The 16,951-nt window shown below is 72.1% G+C and carries 15 protein-coding genes; 5 read left to right on the plus strand and 10 right to left on the minus strand.

Features of this window, described 5'->3' with window-relative positions:
• The first annotated feature begins 132 nt into the window (after window positions 1-132).
• From cofD to ACFYUV_RS14465, 4 genes are all read left to right on the plus strand, one after another.
• The gene (gene cofD, locus ACFYUV_RS14450) at window positions 133-1,071 is read left to right on the plus strand and encodes a 2-phospho-L-lactate transferase (RefSeq protein ID WP_387668821.1); all 939 of its coding nucleotides are present in this window, start codon (window positions 133-135) and stop codon (window positions 1,069-1,071) included.
• On the plus strand, window positions 1,068-2,339 hold the full coding sequence (locus tag ACFYUV_RS14455; RefSeq protein ID WP_387668824.1) for a coenzyme F420-0:L-glutamate ligase: 1,272 nt from the start codon (window positions 1,068-1,070) through the stop codon (window positions 2,337-2,339). The genes cofD and ACFYUV_RS14455 overlap by 4 nt, the downstream gene beginning before the upstream one ends.
• 100 nt (window positions 2,340-2,439) lie before the next feature.
• Window positions 2,440-3,171, plus strand: coding sequence for a lytic polysaccharide monooxygenase (locus ACFYUV_RS14460; RefSeq protein WP_387646740.1), 732 nt, complete (start codon window positions 2,440-2,442; stop codon window positions 3,169-3,171).
• A gap of 16 nt (window positions 3,172-3,187) precedes the next feature.
• Window positions 3,188-3,613 (plus strand): DoxX family protein, encoded by a 426-nt coding sequence (locus ACFYUV_RS14465; RefSeq protein ID WP_358282726.1) that lies wholly within the window; start codon window positions 3,188-3,190, stop codon window positions 3,611-3,613.
• Between the two features lie 31 nt (window positions 3,614-3,644).
• Here ACFYUV_RS14465 and ACFYUV_RS14470 read toward each other — a convergent pair whose 3' ends face one another.
• The 7 genes from ACFYUV_RS14470 to ACFYUV_RS14500 form a co-directional block, all read right to left on the minus strand.
• The gene (locus ACFYUV_RS14470) at window positions 3,645-5,357 is read right to left on the minus strand and encodes a substrate-binding and VWA domain-containing protein (protein ID WP_387668827.1); all 1,713 of its coding nucleotides are present in this window, start codon (window positions 5,355-5,357) and stop codon (window positions 3,645-3,647) included.
• 116 nt (window positions 5,358-5,473) lie between these two features.
• Window positions 5,474-8,026, minus strand: a complete 2,553-nt coding sequence (locus ACFYUV_RS14475) for a bifunctional FO biosynthesis protein CofGH (RefSeq protein ID WP_387668829.1) — start codon at window positions 8,024-8,026, stop codon at window positions 5,474-5,476.
• A 51-nt stretch (window positions 8,027-8,077) separates the two neighbouring features.
• Complete coding sequence (locus ACFYUV_RS14480; RefSeq protein ID WP_358282624.1) at window positions 8,078-8,971, minus strand: DNA-3-methyladenine glycosylase 2 family protein; 894 nt, start codon at window positions 8,969-8,971, stop codon at window positions 8,078-8,080.
• Window positions 8,972-9,034: 63 nt separating this feature from the next.
• The gene (locus tag ACFYUV_RS14485) at window positions 9,035-10,126 is read right to left on the minus strand and encodes a sugar phosphate nucleotidyltransferase (RefSeq protein WP_387668832.1); all 1,092 of its coding nucleotides are present in this window, start codon (window positions 10,124-10,126) and stop codon (window positions 9,035-9,037) included.
• Between the two features lie 20 nt (window positions 10,127-10,146).
• Complete coding sequence (locus tag ACFYUV_RS14490) at window positions 10,147-11,265, minus strand: glycosyltransferase family 1 protein (RefSeq protein WP_358282620.1); 1,119 nt, start codon at window positions 11,263-11,265, stop codon at window positions 10,147-10,149.
• Between the two features lie 97 nt (window positions 11,266-11,362).
• Window positions 11,363-12,271, minus strand: coding sequence for a lysylphosphatidylglycerol synthase domain-containing protein (locus ACFYUV_RS14495; protein ID WP_387668835.1), 909 nt, complete (start codon window positions 12,269-12,271; stop codon window positions 11,363-11,365).
• Window positions 12,268-13,095, minus strand: coding sequence for a class I SAM-dependent methyltransferase (locus ACFYUV_RS14500; RefSeq protein WP_358282616.1), 828 nt, complete (start codon window positions 13,093-13,095; stop codon window positions 12,268-12,270). The genes ACFYUV_RS14495 and ACFYUV_RS14500 overlap by 4 nt, the downstream gene beginning before the upstream one ends.
• A 90-nt stretch (window positions 13,096-13,185) precedes the next feature.
• Between ACFYUV_RS14500 and ACFYUV_RS14505 the strand changes: the two genes are divergently transcribed.
• On the plus strand, window positions 13,186-14,145 hold the full coding sequence (locus tag ACFYUV_RS14505) for a YbhN family protein (protein WP_387668838.1): 960 nt from the start codon (window positions 13,186-13,188) through the stop codon (window positions 14,143-14,145).
• Here ACFYUV_RS14505 and ACFYUV_RS14510 read toward each other — a convergent pair.
• Genes ACFYUV_RS14510 through ACFYUV_RS14520 form a run of 3 tightly spaced genes read right to left on the minus strand, consistent with a single transcriptional unit; the run spans window position 14,046 to window position 16,929 of the window.
• Window positions 14,046-15,110 carry a glycosyltransferase family 4 protein gene (locus ACFYUV_RS14510; RefSeq protein WP_387668840.1) on the minus strand — a complete coding sequence of 355 codons (1,065 nt, stop codon included), beginning with the start codon at window positions 15,108-15,110 and terminating at the stop codon, window positions 14,046-14,048. The genes ACFYUV_RS14505 and ACFYUV_RS14510 overlap by 100 nt on opposite strands.
• Window positions 15,111-15,113: 3 nt before the next feature.
• Entirely contained in the window at window positions 15,114-16,043 is a 930-nt protein-coding gene (locus tag ACFYUV_RS14515) for a glycosyltransferase family 2 protein (RefSeq protein ID WP_358282610.1), read from the minus strand.
• Between the two features lie 58 nt (window positions 16,044-16,101).
• Window positions 16,102-16,929 carry a hypothetical protein gene (locus tag ACFYUV_RS14520; protein WP_387668844.1) on the minus strand — a complete coding sequence of 276 codons (828 nt, stop codon included), beginning with the start codon at window positions 16,927-16,929 and terminating at the stop codon, window positions 16,102-16,104.
• Window positions 16,930-16,951 lie beyond the last annotated feature (22 nt).

Raw genomic sequence — 16,951 nt, forward strand, 5'->3', positions numbered from 1 at the left:
GACTTTCGCGGCGGATGTCCCAACAACCTCTTCCATCCCATTTACCCCTATACCTGGAACTTCATTGCTCCGAAGTGGGGCAGAACCACTCCCCCCACGGGGATGTCGGACGCCGATGGAAGACTGGGACGCATGCACATCGTGTCACTCGCCGGCGGCATCGGCGGCGCCCGTTTCCTGCGCGGACTGCGCGCCACCGCACCCGACGCCTCGATCACCGTCATCGGCAACACGGGCGACGACATCACCCTGTTCGGCCTGCGTGTCTGCCCCGACCTCGACACCGTCATGTACACCCTGGGCGGCGGCATCGACGAGGAGCAGGGCTGGGGCCGGGCCAAGGAGTCCCACGTCGTCAAGGAGGAGCTGGCCGCCTACGGGGTCGAGCCGCAGTGGTTCGGGCTCGGCGACCGCGACTTCGCCACCCATATCGTCCGCTCGCAGATGCTGGAGGCGGGCTATCCGCTCTCGCAGATCACCGAAGCCCTGTGCGTGCGCTGGCAGCCGGGCGTGCGGCTGCTGCCGATGACGGACGACCGCTGCGAGACGCACGTGGTGATCTCCGACGAGCGCGGCAAGCGGGCCGTGCACTTCCAGGAGTGGTGGGTGCGCCTGCGCGCCTCGGTCCCGGCCGAGTCGTTCGCGCTGGTGGGGGTCGAGACCGCCAAGCCCGCGCCGGGCGTGCTGGAGGCGATCGAGCAGGCCGACGTGGTCATCCTGCCGCCGTCCAACCCGGTGGTGAGCATCGGCACGATCCTGCAGGTCCCCGGCATCCGCGAGGCGGTCGCGGCCAAGACCGTGGTCGGCGTCTCCCCCATCATCGGCGGCGCGCCCGTGCGCGGCATGGCCGACGCCTGCCTGACGGCCATCGGGGTGGAGACCACGGCACAGGCCGTGCTCGACCTCTACGGCGCCGGCCTGGTCGACGGCTGGCTGGTGGCCGAGGAGGACTCCGGGGTGGCGCTCGACGGCGTGCGCGTGGTGTCCCGTCCGATCCTCATGCACGACGCCGAGACGGCCGCCGACATCGCCCGCACGGCGCTCGACCTGGCGCTGGAGCTGGCCCGATGAGCTCGCGACGGGTCGAGGTGATCGCCGTCACCGGCATCGGCGAGGTCCGGCCGGGCGACGACGTGGCCGCCCTGCTCAAGGACGCCGACCTGCGCGACGGCGACATCGTGGTGGTCACCTCCAAGATCGTCAGCAAGGCCGAGGGCCGCGTCCGCCAGGCGCCCGACCGCGCGAGCGCGATCGAGGAGGAGACCGAGCGGGTCGTCGCCAGGCGCGGCGACACGGTGATCGTCCAGACCCGCCACGGTTTCGTCATGGCCGCGGCGGGGGTCGACGCCTCCAACACCGAGCCGGGCACCGTCCTGCTGCTGCCCGAGGACCCCGACGCCTCGGCGGCGCGGATCAGGGCCGGGCTGGGCGCGCGGGTGGGGGTGATCGTCTCCGACACGTTCGGGCGTCCGTGGCGCAACGGGCTGACCGACGTGGCGATCGGCGCCGCCGGGGTGCGCCCGCTCGACGACTTCCGCGGCTCCTCCGACCCCTACGGCAACGCGCTCGGCGCCACCGTCACCGCGCTGGCCGACGAGATCGCGAGCGCGGCCGAGCTGGTCAAGGGCAAGCTCGACGGCGTTCCCGCGGCGATCGTGCGCGGTCTGGCCCATCTGGTGACCGACGACGACGGGCCGGGGGTCAGGCCGCTCGTCCGCCCGGCCGACGAGGACATGTTCCGCTTCGGCGCCCGCGACGTCGTGTTCGCCCGCCGTACGATCAGGGAGTTCTCCGACCGGCCGGTCGACGGCGAGGCGGTGCGCAGGGCGGTGGCCGCGGGCATCGCGGCGCCGGCGCCGCACCACACGACCCCGTGGCGGTTCGTGCTGGTCGAGTCGGCGCAGGCCCGCACCGAGCTGCTCGACGCCATGCGGGAGGCGTGGATCGACGACCTGCGCGGCGACGGGTTCACCGAGCAGTCGATCGCCAAGCGGATCAAGCGCGGCGACGTCCTGCGCAACGCCCCCTACCTGGTCGTGCCGTGCCTGGTGATGGAGGGCTCGCACACCTACCGCGACGACCGGCGCAACGCCTCCGAGCGGGAGATGTTCGTGGTGGCGACGGGCGCCGGCGTGGAGAACTTCCTGATCCAGCTCGCGGTCGAGGGCCTGGGTTCGGCGTGGGTGTCCTCCACGATGTTCTGCCGGCCGGTGGTCAGGCGGGTACTCGACCTGCCGGAGTCCTGGGACCCGATGGGCTGCGTGGCGATCGGGCACGCCGCCGCGCCGCCGCGCGACCGCGCCCCCCGTGACCCGCGCGATTTCATCGTGACGCGCTGAGCCTCTGACGAGAGTCTGGAAATCCGGTAAGCCAACCGTTTACCGTTAGGAAACTTTCCTTTACATTTGGACTATCCCCCCATGTAAAGGAGCCACTTCAATGCGAAGGACTCTCACGTTAGTCGCCGTGGCGGTGATCACCATCGCCACGGCGGTGTTCAACACCTCTCCCGCGTTCGCCCACGGTTATGTGAACTCGCCGCCCAGCAGGCAGGCGTTCTGCGCCCAGGGCAAGGTGCCCGACTGCGGCCAGATCGTGTACGAGCCGCAGAGCGTGGAGGGCCCGAAGGGCCTGCGGAGCTGCAACGCCAATCTTGGACAGTTCGCTCAGCTCAGCGACGAGAGCAAGCCGTGGCCGGCCACCTCGGTGGGCAACTCGGTGACCTTCACCTGGACGTTCACCGCCAGGCACGCCACGCTCAACTACGAGTACTACATCGGCGGCACCCGGGTCGCGGTCTTCAACGGCAACGGCCAGCAACCGCCGTCGACGATCTCCCACACCGTCAACCTCTCCGGCTACTCCGGCCGCCAGAAGGTGCTGGCGATCTGGAACATCTCCGACACCTCCAACGCCTTCTACTCCTGCATCGACCTGCAGATCGGCGGCGGCGGCCAGCCGACCCCCACCCCCACCCCGACCGTGACCCCCACGCCCACCCCGACCCCGACGCCGACCACGACGGCCTCGGGCACCTGGAAGGCCGGCACGGCCTACACCACGGGCAGCACGGTCACCTACAACGGCGTCTCCTACCGGTGCCTGCAGCCCCACACGGCCATCGCGGGCTGGGAGCCGCCGAACGTCCCGGCGCTCTGGCAGCGGATCTGAGGGTCTGGACAGGCCGATGACCAAGCTTCGTGACGCCGCGCTGTCGCTGTTCCGCATCGTGGTGGGCCTGCTGTTCGCCTGCCACGGGGCCGCCACTCTGTTCGGCGTACTCGGCGGCCCGTACGGCGGAACGACCCCGTCCGTAGGCCAATGGCCCGACTGGTGGGCGGGGGTGATCGAGCTCGGCGCGGGCGGCCTCGTCCTCATCGGGCTCGCCACCCGCGTCGCCGCCCTGCTCTGCTCGGGCACGATGGCCTACGCCTACTTCACCGTCCACCTGCCCAAGGGTCTGTTCCCGTTGCAGAACGGGGGCGAGACCGCGGCCATGTTCTCGTGGTCGTTCCTGATGCTGGCGCTGCTCGGCAGCGGCGCGTGGTCGCTGGACAAGCTCGTGTCCCGCTTCACGCACCGCGGCGAGAACGCCACCGTGCACCAGATGTAGGCCGAGGGGGTGCCGGGCGACCGGCATCCCCTCAGGCGGCCGGCTTGCAGGTGGGATGGCAGAGCCTGCGGGCCAGCGCGCCGAGGAAGACGTCGATGATCTCCCCGGGCTCCTGCGCCTCGTGCAGCGAGCCGTTCGTGGCCGCCGCGATCTGCGACAGGCTGCCGCGGTCCACGTCCTTGCCGAACGCGATGATGACGATCTGGACCGGCTTGTCCGGGTCCCACTCCTTCCGCAGGGCGTCGAGCAGCCGCGGGAGCTTGACCCCCTTGCCGTCGTCCTTGCCGGCGGTGATCACCAGCAGCGTGTTGTTCATGTCGTCGCGGTAGTCGCCGCTCATCCTGCGGAACCCGGCCAGCATCGCGTCGTAGAGCGAGCTGTCCAGGTCGGGGTGCGGGGCGATCGTGCTGGTCAGCTCGTCGAGGACGCTGCGCCGCAGCACCTGGCCCGACTCCGGCTCGCTGATCGGGCCGAGGCTGACCCGCTGCCGGTAGCTGCGGAGGTTCCCCACCTTGTCGGCGAACTCCCACATGCCCATGTGCGTGGAGTTCGGGAAGAGCTGCAGCCCGATCTTGGCCGCGGCCAGCGCGATGCGCACCTTCGTGCTGCCGTTCAGCGGCTCGGCCATGTGCTTGGAGGTGTCGGCCAGCACGAGGATGTTGGTCGGCGGCGCCAGCCTGCTCCAGGCGCGCAGCGCCTCGTCGATGTCCTGCTGCGACACCGACGGCCTGGTCTTCGGCGCCTCCGACGGCAACTGCGACCCGGTCAGGAGCGGCCCCAGCCGGCCGTCGCCCGACCTGAACCCGGCCCGCCGGACGATCTCCTGGGCCTGGCCGCCCTTCAGCCAGTCGGCGAAGGCGGTGGACGCCTCCGCGACGTCGGGATCGGCCGCCGTGACGACGTAGGGATAGTCGAGGTCGATCGTGCCCTCGCGCGGGTGCAGCGCGACGACCGGATCGGGCGAGGGCACCCGGTTGTGGTTCCACACCGACTGCTCAGGGACGATGACCACCGGCCGCTGCCAGAACCCGCGGTCGTCCACGGCGTCCAGCATGCTGCGGTAGTCGGGCGCGGACCCGGCCTGCGCCCAGCGGACGAAAGCCGTCAGCGCCTTGTCGGCGTCCGGCCCGGTGCCCACGACGTCCCTGGCCGCGGCCACGGTCGCGATCCCCGCGCCCACCAGCGACGGATCGGGCACCCGTACCACGTCGGGCTCGCCCGAGCTGGGCGTCAGCCGCCCGCGCACGGTCGGCGGGAAGACCATCCGCCAGTTCATCTCGGTCCCGCCGACCGAGAAACGCCGGGCCAGCGACGAGCGCGTGGCGAACACCAGCGGCGAGGTGGCCACCACGGTCTCCCCCGCGGGCAGCGAGCTCGCGCCCTGGCTGCGGGCCAGCCTGATCCAGGCCGAGGAGTCGGCGATCCAGCCGTCGGGACGTTCGCGCAGCACGCCGGCCCGGTCTCCGATCAGCGTGCGCAGCACGGTGGCCGACGGCTGCTCGGTCACCTGGACCAGCACGCACCGCCCGCCGACCGACGCCCTGGTCTCGTTGAAGCGCCCGGCGGCCTCCATGACCGCCGGCGCCACGTCCACGGCGGCGGCCACGCTGACCAGAACAGGATCTCGTGACACGCACAGGGCGGGACCGCCGCCGAGCACCACGTACAGGCTGCCGGCGGCGACGGCCACGGCGGCGAGGCCGGCCAGCATGCCCCGTTGGAGCGCCTTCCTGCGTCGCTGCACGGGAGGCAGCGCGGCACGGTGTCGACCCAACCGCACGATGAACCTCTCTCCAGTGGAGTGATGATTCTTCCAGTGCCTCCCATACCGGGCGCAACCCTTGTTAGAACTTGTTACAACTATGCCATCGGCAAGATTCTTCTCACGCTCTGGCACACCCCGTCGCTCGCCTGCGCGGCGGCCAGCCGTTCGGCCGTGGGACTGCCGTACTCGGTGGTGCGCTGGCGTACCGGCCGGCCGGTGACCTCGACCATCTCGCGCAGCTCGCTGATCGTCTTGTACGAGCCGTTCTCCGAGCCCGCCATCCGGCTGATCGTCTCCTCCATGAGGGTGCCGCCGAGGTCGTTCACGCCGCCCCGGAGCACCTGGCGGCACAGGTCGTCCTGGAGCTTGACCCAGGAGCACTGGATGTTGGAGATCGCGCCGTGCAGCAGGATCCTGGCCAGGGCGTGCACCGCGCGGTTCTCCTGGGCGGTGGGGCCGGGCCGGGCGATGCCGGCCAGGTAGATCGGGGCGCTGGTGTGCACGAACGGCAGCAGCACGAACTCCGAGAACCCGCCGGTCTGCTCCTGCAGCCGCCTGATCAGCTTGATGTGCCTGACCCAGTGCAGGTGGTGGTCCACGTGGCCGTACATCATCGTGGACGTCGTCGGGATGCCGACCTCGTGGGCCGTGGTGATGACCTCGATCCACTCCTTGGCCGGCAGCTTGCCCTTGGTCAGCACCCAGCGCACGTCGTCGTCGAGGATCTCGGCCGCCGTGCCGGGCAGCGAGTCCACCCCGGCCTCCTTGGCCGCCTCCAGCCAGTCGCGTATGGACAGGTTCGTGCGGGAGGCTCCGTTGATGACCTCCATCGGGGAGAACGCGTGCACGTGCATGCCGGGCGTCCTGGCCTTGACCGCCCTGGCGATGTCGAAGTACGCGGTTCCCGGCAGGTCGGGATGGATGCCGCCCTGCATGCACACCTCGGTCGCGCCCGCCGCCCACGCCTCCTCGGCCCGGTCGGCCACCTGGTCCAGGCTGAGCGTGTACGCGTCGGCGTCGGTCCTGCGCTGGGCGAAGGCGCAGAAGCGGCAGCCGGTGTAGCAGACGTTGGTGAAGTTGATGTTCCGGTTGACGACGTAGGTGACCTCGTCGCCGACGGCCTGCGCGCGCAGCGCGTCGGCGATGGCCGCCAGCTCGTCCAGCGCCTCGCCCTCCGCGCCCAGCAGCGCGACGGCCTCGGCGTCGGTCAGCCCGGCGGGGTCGGCCTCGGCCCGCCGGAGCGCCTGCCGCACGTCGCTCGGCGTCGAGGCGGCGATCGGGCCGAGGCGTTCACGCAGGGCCGTCCAGTCGCCGTAGACGTGGTCGAAGTCGTCGCGCCGGTCGGTCGCCCGGCCGGTGGTGTCCACCTCGACGTGCAGGTCCACCCGGCCGGCGGCGGTGAACCCGCCGTCCGGCTCCTGCCAGGGACGGCCCTGCGGCACGGCGTCCTCGCGGGCGAGCCCGGTGCCGGGGTCGGCCAGGGCCTCGACGTGCGCGAACAGCCGCGGGTCCAGCCAGGGCTCGCCGGCCCGCACGTACTCGGGGTAGATCGTCAGGCGTTCCCGCAGGTCGAAGCCGGATTCGGCGGTACGCGCCGCCAGGTCGTCGATCTGCGGCCAGGGGCGTTCGGGGTTCACGTGGTCGGGGGTCAGGGGCGAGACGCCGCCCCAGTCGTCGATGCCGGCGCGGATCATGAGCGCGTACTCGGAGTCGACCAGGTTGGGCGGGGCCTGGAGGCGTACGCGGGGGCCGAGGACCAGGCGCGCGACGGCGATCGTGGCCGCGAGCTCGTGCAGGTCGGCGTCCGGCAGGCCGCGCATGGCCGTGTCCGGCTTGGCGCGGAAGTTCTGGACGATGACCTCCTGGATGCCGCCGTACTCGCGGGCCACCTTCCGGACGGCGAAGATCGACTCGGCCCGGTCCTCGACGGTCTCGCCGATGCCGATGAGGATCCCGGTCGTGAACGGCACGTTGCTGCGGCCGGCGTCCTCCAGCACGCGCAGCCGTACCGCCGGGTCCTTGTCGGGGGAGCCGTAGTGCGGCTGCCCCTTCTCCTCGAACAGCCGCCGCGAGGTGGTCTCCAGCATCATGCCCATCGACGGCGCGACCGGCTTGAGCCGCTGCAGGTCACGCCAGCTCAGCACACCGGGGTTGAGGTGCGGCAGCAGCCCGGTCTCCTCCAGCACCAGGATGGCCATGGCTCGCACGTAGGACAACGTGTCGTCATAGCCGTGCGCGTCCAGCCACTCGCGGGCCTGGTGCCAGCGGTCCTCCGGCCGGTCCCCCAGCGTGAACAGCGCCTCCTTGCAGCCCATCGCCGCGCCCTGCCGGGCGATCTCCAGCACCTCGTCCGGGCTCAGGAAGGCCGACTCCAGCTTGTGCGGCGCGGTCGCGAACGTGCAGTAGCCGCAACGGTCCCGGCACAACCTGGTCAGCGGGATGAACACCTTCCTGCTGTAGGTGATCACCCCTTCCCTGCCGGCGGCCTTCAGCCCGGCGTCGCGCACGCGGGAGGCGTGGTCGAGCAGCGCGTCGAGCTGCTCGCCGCGCGCGTGCAGCAGCACGACGGCCTCGGTGAGGTCGAGCGCCTTGCCGTCACGGGCACGGGCGAGGGCACGGCGAAGCGCGGAATCACTGACAAGACTCATAGAGGCACAGTACGCACCCCTGAGTTCGTGACGCGCACTCAGGGCGGGATGTCAGAAGGACCGGTAGTCGCGCGCGGCCATCCGCGGCCCGCGCGCGGGCGGGCGCAGACCGCTCAGCCAGACGAGCACCGTCGCCCGGTGCCGATGCCCCCGGTACGGCTCCAGCAGCCGCATCATCCCCTGGTCGTCGGTCTTCTCCCCGGTCAGCGCGTAGCCGACCAGCTTGGCCAGGTGGAAGTCCCCCACGCTCACCGCGTCGGCGTCGCCGAAGACCCGCTGGCGCACCTCGGCCGACGTCCAGACGCCGATGCCGGGCAGGGCCCGCAGCAGCCGGTCGAGCTCGTCCGTGGTGGCCGCGGCCTCCAGCTTGGCGGCGTGCCAGGCGGCGTTGGCGATCGTCCGGGCCCGGACGGCCTCCGCGCCCGCCCGGTGCCAGTGCCAGCTCGGGATCTGCCGCCACACGACCGGCTCGGGCGGCACCCGCATGCCGTCGGGGGCGGGGCCGGGGGCGGGCTCGCCGTAGTGGCGCAGCAGGTAGCGCCAGGCCCGCCACGCCTCCCGGCCGACGACCTTCTGCTCCAGCACCGCGGGCACCAGCGCCTCCATGACCCGCCCGGTACGCCCGATGCGCAGCCCCGCGTGCTTGCGCGCCACGTCCGCCAGCACGTCGTGCCGGACGCGGAAGCCGGAGACGTCGTCGAGCGCGCCGAGCAGGGCGGGCAGGGTCTCCAGCGACCATCCGGCGCCCGGCCCCCACGCCTGGGCCCGCACGGCCGCGGCCGTCACGGTCACCCGCAACGTGCTCGGGCCGTCGGGGGTGCGGCAGGCGCGCCAGATCGAGCCGTCGGAGGTGCGGCGCCAGGCGGGATCGCCGGTGCCGCGCCGGTGGGGGCCGAGGGCCAGCTCCACGTCGAGCGGCCCGTCGGGCTCCCACCTGCGTTCCATCACATGTCCAGTCTGCCGCCCGGCGACGGGTGGTCGCTCACCCGCGCGGCCCCGGCGGGCGGGTCAGACGTCGCTGGAGTAGCGGACCGCGCGCTCGGGCAGCTCGACGCCCGGCCAGACGCGCACCCCGCCCTGCAGCTCGTTGCCCGGCCCGATCACCGCGCCGTCGCCGATCACCGCGTCGCGCACGACCGTGCCGGCGCAGATCCGGGCGCCCTTGCCCACGACCGAGTCGCTCACCGTGGCGCCCGCCTCGACGACGCTGTCGTCGCACAACACCGAGCCCACCACGGACGCGCCCGCCTCGACGACGGCCCGCGCGCCGACGGCGGTGCCGCCCTGGACCTTGGCCTCGGCCGAGATCTTCGCCCCGGCGAGGGCGAGGTGCTCGCCCTGCGGGCCGGGCAGGGCCGGCGAGTCGAGCCGCCCGAGCACCAGGTCGCGCGAGCCCTTCACGAACGCGGCCGGCGTGCCCACGTCGAGCCAGTACGTGCGGTCGGCGTAGCCCAGCACCAGCTCGCCGGAGTCGATCAGCCCGGGGAACGTCTCGCGCTCCACGGAGACGACCTCGCCGCGCGGGATCGAGTCGATCACCGAGCGGGTGAAGACGTAGCAGCCGGCGTTGATGCGGTTGGTGACCGGGTTGGGGGTCTTCTCCAGGAACGCGGTCACCCGTCCGGACTCGTCGGTCGGCACGCAGCCGAACCGCGTCGGGTCGTCCACCTCCGTCAGGTGGAGCGTCACGGCGGCGCCGCGCTCGCAGTGGGTGCGCACCTGGTCGCCGATGTCGTGGCCGGACAGGATGTCGCCGTTGAGGATGAGCACCGGGTCGGAGGGCCCGCCGGTGAGCGCCTCGGCGGCGTTGCGGATGGCCCCGCCGGTGCCGAGCGGCGTCTCCTCGGTCATGTATTCGAGCGAGAGCCCGAGTGCCGACCCGTCACCGAAGGCCGGCTCGAACATCGCCGCCTTGTACGAGGTCGCGAACACGATCCGGCGCACGCCGAAGGACCGGGCACGGGCGAGTTGGTGGGCCAGGAACGGCACTCCGGCGGTCGGCAGCAGCGGCTTGGGCGTGCCCAGTGTCAGCGGACGCAGGCGTGTGCCCTGCCCCCCGACCAGGAGGATCGCCTCGAGGTCTGGCAAAGAGCTCTCCATCACTCCGTGAGAGTAGCGAACTATTCGATTGCGCGTTGATAAGAGTTGAGATGGGCCTCCGCCGAGGCCTCCCAGGTGAATTCGCGTGCCCGCGCCCGCCCGGCCTCCTGCAACTGCCGCCGCCGATCGGCGGAGGCGAGCAGCTCGCCCAGGGCGTCGGCGATGCTGTCGGCGTCCGGCTCAGTGTAGGCGACGGCGTCGCCGCCCACCTCGGGCAGTGAGGTGCGATGGCTGGTGAGGACGGCCGCGCCGCAGGCCATGGCCTCCAGCACCGGCATGCCGAAGCCCTCGCCCCGGGAGGGGAACGCCACGACGAGCGCGCCGCCCAGGAACCCCGGCAGATCGGGCGCGCGCAGGTATCCCGGCCTGATCACCCGGACGGTGGCCTCGACCTCGCGGCAGGCGGCGTCGACGTCGTCCTCGTGCACGCCGCCGCCGAGCACCAGCGCGGGCGGCGTCTCCAGCCGCTTGACGGCGGCGGCGAAGCCGCGGATCAGGTTGGGCACGTTCTTGCGGGGGTCGAGGTTGCCCAGGAAGGCCACGTACGGCTGGCCGCGCAGCCCGCACCTGATGGCCGCCCGGCGCACCTCGTCCTCGCTCGGCGGGTGGAACTGGGCGAGGTCGACGCCGTGGTAGGCGACGTCGATGCGGGTGGGGTCGGCCGACAACACGCGGACCAGCTCGTCCCTGGTGGCCTTCGACGGCACGATGACGCGCTGCGCGTGCCGGACGGCGGTGCGCGTGGCCGAGCGGAAGAACGCGGCCCTGGCCGGGCTGTGCTGCTCGGGCTCGGTGAACCAGGTCACGTCGTGCACCGTCACGACGGTCGGCAGGCCGGAGCGCAGCGGCATGGAGTAGTAGGGGGCGTGGATCACCTCGGCCCCCGTCTGGCGGGCGAGCAGCGGCACGCCGGTCTGCTCCCAGGCGAGCCGGGCGGCCCGGTTGGTGATGGCGACGGGGCCGGGGACGACACGGGCCGAAGGCGCCAGCCGCTGGTACCTTTCCGCTTCCGCACGCTGGCAGACCACGACCAGATCGGTCCCTGCCTGGTGGAGCGCGGCCACGAGCCCGTCCACGTACCGGATCAACGCACCACGGTCGGCGGGGACCGCGGCGGCATCGACGAGCACTCGAGGCATTACGTGGATCTTCTCCCCTCAAGATCGACGTGGGACCTGGCAAGTCCCCCCTCTTTGCTTCAGCTTATGACCACCCTCCCCCAAATCGTGGGCCAAATCACACCGAGTCGCGACGTGCGGCAATTCCCGCCATACCTGCGCAGATCAGGTCACCGAGGATGATGACGATGCGGGAGCAGAGGGCCACCGCGATGGCCGCGCCGCTGTCGAGCACGGGGGCGAGCACCGCCACCATCGCCAGCTCGCGCACCCCCGCCCCGGCCGGCACGACGAACGTCACGATGCCCAGGCACCACGACAGCGCGAAGGCCCCGACGGCGAACAGCAGGCCGCCCTGCGGCGCGACGAAGTAGAAGTGCACGCCGTAGGCCGTCCAGCCGGCCAGCGCCCAGCCGAGCGCGGTGAGCATGCCGCGGCGGGTGAGCGGGCGTTCCAGGGGCTCGCGCTTCAGCCTGCGCAGGCCGAAGCCGATGACGCCGTTGACGACCTTGGGCTCCAGCAGCACCAGCAGCAGCGGGATGAACAGCAGCACCCAGCCGAACCGGTGCCAGCCGAGCGTGACCAGCGTGACCAGCAGACCGCTGGCGATCTGGACGGGCATCATCAGGAAGAACGCCGCGGCGCTGCGCGGACGCGGCACGCCGAGGTCGCGGCCCATCTCCATCTGGGCGAGCACCGGCCAGACCGCGCCGGGGATGTACTTGCCGAGCTGGCCGACGAAGAACACCTTGGCGGCCGGCCACAGCGGCAGCGGCGAGCCCAGGTCGGCCAGCAGCGTGCGCCAGGTGAGCATGGCCCCGAGCAGCGCGGCGACCACGGCGACGAGCGACCCGGCCAGCGCCGGCCACGACAGCCGGGCGAACCCGGCCACCACGGCGTCCCACTGCCTGGCCACCGCCCACGCGCCGAAGGCGAGCGCGACGGCGAGGAAGCCGAAGCGCAGCAGCCGGCGCGGCAGCGACCGCTTGGGGATCGCGCTCGCGCCGGTCTCGTCCACGAGGCTCACAGCGGCAGGACCCGCTCGGGCGGCTGCGGCAGCGCGGGCCCCGCGGGCCTGCGCGGGGTCTTGGTGGCCACCCACAGGTACGTCGGCACGACGGGCAGCAGCAGCCGCAGCACCTCGCGCGGCGCGCGGGCCAGCACGGCCTTGACCAGCCGGCCCGGCAGGCCGGGGAACAGCTCCGACCCGGCGAACCTGGTCGGCGTGGCCAGTACCGGGAACGTGTAGTCCCAGACGTGGAAGGCGCGCAACATCCGGCGCAGCCCCCGCCGGGTCCTGAACCGCTCGTAGTAGTGGTCGGCCCGGCCGAAGGCGCGCACGTAACGGTCGGCCAGCGCGGGCGGCAGGTACGACAGGAACGGCAGCTTGTAGTGGGGCTCGACGACCCCGAGCCGGTTGCCGAGCCCGAGGTAGAGCACCCCGGTGTCGGACAGCACGCGGTGCATCTCGGCCACCACGGCGTCGGGGTCGACCACGTGCTCGTAGATGTGGTTGAACACCAGCACGTCGATCGACCCGTCGGGGAAGGGCAGCGCCGTGCCGTCGCCGCAGACGAACGCCACCCGCTCGCCGAACCGGTCGGCGGCCTTGCGCAGCCCCGGCACGTCGATGTCGATGCCCAGCGTGTGCTTGGCCCCGGCCTGGGCCAGCTCGTCGGCGATGAACCCGGCCGAGCAGCCGACGTCGCCCACGGTCAGCCCGCCGAGCGGCCCCTGGAAGTGCTCCAGCACGGCGATGATCTTCGCGGCCTTGCGGCGGCGTTTGTCCTCGTCGAGCATGGCCGACTGGAATTCGGAGTACTCGAGCTGCGCGACCCGTTGCTTGCCCACGTCGCCCAACAGTACCCGCGCCGCGGGCCTCGGCAGGCTGACCTGGCCCACATGCTGGCTCTCCCCCGGGCTCCCGCGTAGCCTGGGCTGATGTTGCGCCGCCTGCTGCGCGTCCTGCTCGCGCTGGTCGCCCTCGCCTTCCTCGGCTACGGCCTGGCGCGGAACTGGCACGACACCACGCAGGCCCTCTCCAGGCTGTCGCCGTGGGCGGTGCTCGGGGCGTTCGGCGCGGTCCTGGCCGGGCAGGTCTGCATGCTGGCGGCCTGGCGGCAGATCATGGCGGGGCTCGGCACGCGGCTGCCGCTGCGGGTGGCCGGACGGATCATGTTCGTGGGCCAGCTCGGCAAGTACATCCCGGGCGCGGTGTGGGCGTACGCGGCCATGATGGACCTCGGGCGCGACCACGGGAGCCCGCCGCGGCGCACGTTCGCCACGATCTCGCTCGGACTGGTGGTCAACCTGGGCGTCGGCATCTCGATCGCCGCCGCCACGCTGAGCTCGCACGAGGCCGTCCGGCGGGCCTGGTACGTGGTGCTGCTGGTGCCGGTGATCATCGTGTGCCTGCATCCCAGGGTGCTCACCTGGGGGCTCAACCTGGCGCTGCGCATCGCCCGCAAGGAGCCGCTGGAGAGCGTGCTGCCCGGCCGCACGGTCGTCGTCACGGTGGCCTGGACCGCGCTCGGCTGGTTCGTCTACGGCCTGCACACCTGGCTGCTGTCCGGCCGCCCCGACCTCTACCTGGTGGCGACCGGCGCGTACGCGTTCGCCTGGTGCACCGGCATCCTGGCCTTCGTGGTGCCCGCCGGGGTGGGCGTACGGGAGGGCGCGCTCGTGCTGGTGCTCGGGCCGGTCATCGGCACCGCTCCGGCCATCGCGGTGGCGATCGTGTCGCGGCTGGCGTTCACGCTGGCCGACGCGGTCGCCGCAGGGGCGGCGTTCCTGCTGGGCCGTCAGAGGGCGAGCAGCGCGCCCGCGTACGCGGCCCAGAACGGCTCGGGATCGACCGCCTTGACCCCCGACCGCAACCTCTCCGGCTCGCCCGAGGCGTAGAAGCGCTCGATCGCCGCGCGCAGCGCCCCGGCGTCGCCCGGCTCGACCAGCAGGCCGTCGACGCCGTCGGTCACGTGGTCGGCCAGCGCGCCCACCCGGGTGGCGATCACCGGCACGCCGTGCTCGTGGCCGAGCCAGACGTTCTGGCTGGCGGTGGCGCTGCGGTACGGCAGCACCAGCGCGTCGGCCGCGGCGAACAGCTTCGGCACGTCGGCGGCCGGGACGTACCCGGGCCGCAGCTCCACCCTGTCGGCCAGGCCCAGCTCGTCGATCAGCGCCTTCGTCTCGTCGAGGCCGCCCCAGAACTCGCCCGCCACGGTCAGCGAGATGCCCTCGGGCAACGCCCGCAGCAGCAGGTCGAGCCCCTTGTACGGGCGTACCATCCCGAAGAACAACAACCGCCGGCGCACCCCGCCGGACTTCTCGGCCGACGTGGACGGCAGGTGCGGCGGCAGCCCCGCCACCCCGACCGGCCTGCCCGGCGCGAGCCCCCTGGCCAGCTCGGCCTGCTGCCCGGAGTGGGCCAGCACGCCGTCGACCCGCCGCAGCAGCGCCCTCATCAGCGGCTGGTCGTACGGCTTGCGCTCGTGCGGCAGCACGTTGTGGCAGAGCGCGACCGTCCGGGCCTTACCCCCGATCCCGGACAGGATCCCCAGGTACGGAGGTACCTGGACGGAGCTCAGCACCGCCAGCACCACCAGGTCGGCCGTGCGCAACCGGCGTCCCGCCGCGTACCACCCGGCGGGCCGCCGCCAGTCGAGCCGCCGCGCGGTCCGCGGGTACGGCGTGCCCTCGGGCTCGGAGATCGTCTGCTGCCCGGGGTAGAGGAAGGACGGGTACTGGGCCCGCCACGACTCGATCACCACGTCGTGGCCCTGGCCCGCCAGCCGGTGCGCCAGCTCGGTGGTGTGCTGCGCCCCGCCCCCCTTGTACGGGTGGGTCGGGCCGACGATCGCGATGCGCACGCGCTATTCCCCCCGCGACCGCACGATCAGGTCGGCCAGCAGCGCCACCGAGCCGATCAGCAGGCCCGACAGGAAGATCATGACGGTGTTGGCCGGGAAGTAGAACGGCTGCCGGATCATGTCCCAGACGCCCTTCACGAGCCCGATCGCCACCAGCCACAGCGCGGGCGGCATGAGCACCTTGAGCGGGTTGAAGTACATGATCATCCGCAGCACCTGCAGGATGTAGCGGTAGGCGTCGGAGACGAAGCTGAACTTCGACTTGCCGGCCCGCTTGGCGTACTCGATGGGCAGGTAGTAGACGTCGTGCTGGTTGGACAGGAACGACAGCGTGATCGTCGTGACGCAGGAGAACCCGGGCGGCAGCAGCCGCAGGTAGGGGCGGGCCACCGACTTGCGGAAGGCGCGCAGCCCCGAGTTGAGGTCGGGGATCTTCTGCCCGGCGAGCTTCTCGGCCACCTTGCGGATCACCCACTTGGCCGGCACCCGCAGGATCTTGTGCGACCCCTCCTCGGTGGTGCGCGCGCCGACGACCTGGTCGACCGTCTGGTCCTTCTCCAGGATCTGGACCAGCTCGGGGATGCGCTCGTTGGGGTAGGTCATGTCGGCGTCGGTCCAGACGACGATCTCGCCCCTGGCCTCCTGCGTGCCGATGCGGCGCACGGTGCCCGAGCCGCCGTTGCGGTGGAAGGCGCGGATGCGCAGGTGGGGGTATTCGGGCGCGGCCTCTTCGAGCCGGGCCAGGGTCTGGTCGGTCGAGCAGTCGTCGACGGCGACCAGCTCGTAGGTGTAGCCGCTGGAGTCCATCGCCCGCGTGATGCGCTCGACCTCGTCGATGACGTGGTCCTGCTCGTTGTAGCAGGGCAGGACGATCGTGACGTACGGCGCTTCTTCCACGGCAGGTCCACTCTTGGGGGTCTCAAGCGTGCTCACGGGGGTCGAGGGTACTCTGCCCCGCTGGAAGCCGAGTCCACATCGACGGGCTTTACGCTCACTTGATCAGCTGTGACCATCCTACGCCGGGCATCCTGAGCATCTCCTGACCCACCGCCTTGGCCCTGGCAGGGTCGTCGAAGCGCACGTACAGCACCTCGGGGATCTCGGCGAGCGTGGGAGGCCGGGCGTCGCTCCGATAGAGCCGGGCCAGCCGCAGCCCGAACGGCTTGTCCTGGAGGAACACCTCGGCCACGCCGTCCAGCTCGCGCAGCCGGGCCACGACGGCGTCGCGCTGCGCCTCGGTCGCCACCGTCCGGCAGGCGGCGTCCTCCTGCCACTGACCGCACATCACGACGGTCAGGTCCGCCTTGCCCCGCCAGAAGTCGGGAACCCGGGGCAGGAGCAGGACGCCCTTCTCCTCGGCCAGCCCCCGCCGGACGGCGTCGTAGTCGGCCGGTCCGCGCACCCCGCCCTCGATCATCGGGATCCAGTTCGCATCGGGGGGCCTGGTCAGGCCCTCGGTGATGATCGCCGTCTGGGCCCAGCGCCGCTCGACCTCGTCGGCGGGCACCAGCGTGGGGGCGACCGCCTCGGGAATCCGCCGGACCAGCGCCAGCACCCGCTCGGCGGTGCCCTGCGGGCAGCCCTGGGTGCCCTCGGAGCACAGCGTGACGGTGAAGCCGTCCACGACGGGCAGCGCGCCGACGGGCGGCGGCGAGGGCAGGAGCGAGCGCAGGTGCAGGTACCAGCCGCCCCCGCCGAGCGCCGCGACCAGCAGGACGGCCGCCACGATCATCGCCGCCGTCCGCTGGTGGGCCCTGATCCAGGGCCGTAACCACGGCTCCCGGTCGTCGCCGAACGACAGCTCGTCGGTGTCAGACATGTCCAGAACTATCGCGATACGT

This window comes from Nonomuraea sp. NPDC003560, assembly GCF_042878785.1.
Lineage (GTDB): Bacteria > Actinomycetota > Actinomycetes > Streptosporangiales > Streptosporangiaceae > Nonomuraea.

Bases quoted from the DNA above. Each gene is read 5' to 3' on its own strand.
- cofD (WP_387668821.1), top strand. From the start codon at position 133: ATGCACATCGTGTCACTCGCCGGCGGCATCGGCGGCGCCCGTTTCCTG.
- ACFYUV_RS14455 (WP_387668824.1), top strand. From the start codon at position 1,068: ATGAGCTCGCGACGGGTCGAGGTGATCGCCGTCACCGGCATCGGCGAG.
- ACFYUV_RS14460 (WP_387646740.1), top strand. From the start codon at position 2,440: ATGCGAAGGACTCTCACGTTAGTCGCCGTGGCGGTGATCACCATCGCC.
- ACFYUV_RS14465 (WP_358282726.1), top strand. From the start codon at position 3,188: ATGACCAAGCTTCGTGACGCCGCGCTGTCGCTGTTCCGCATCGTGGTG.
- ACFYUV_RS14475 (WP_387668829.1), bottom strand. From the start codon at position 8,026: ATGAGTCTTGTCAGTGATTCCGCGCTTCGCCGTGCCCTCGCCCGTGCC.
- ACFYUV_RS14480 (WP_358282624.1), bottom strand. From the start codon at position 8,971: ATGGAACGCAGGTGGGAGCCCGACGGGCCGCTCGACGTGGAGCTGGCC.
- ACFYUV_RS14485 (WP_387668832.1), bottom strand. From the start codon at position 10,126: ATGGAGAGCTCTTTGCCAGACCTCGAGGCGATCCTCCTGGTCGGGGGG.
- ACFYUV_RS14490 (WP_358282620.1), bottom strand. From the start codon at position 11,265: ATGCCTCGAGTGCTCGTCGATGCCGCCGCGGTCCCCGCCGACCGTGGT.
- ACFYUV_RS14505 (WP_387668838.1), top strand. From the start codon at position 13,186: ATGTTGCGCCGCCTGCTGCGCGTCCTGCTCGCGCTGGTCGCCCTCGCC.
- ACFYUV_RS14520 (WP_387668844.1), bottom strand. From the start codon at position 16,929: ATGTCTGACACCGACGAGCTGTCGTTCGGCGACGACCGGGAGCCGTGG.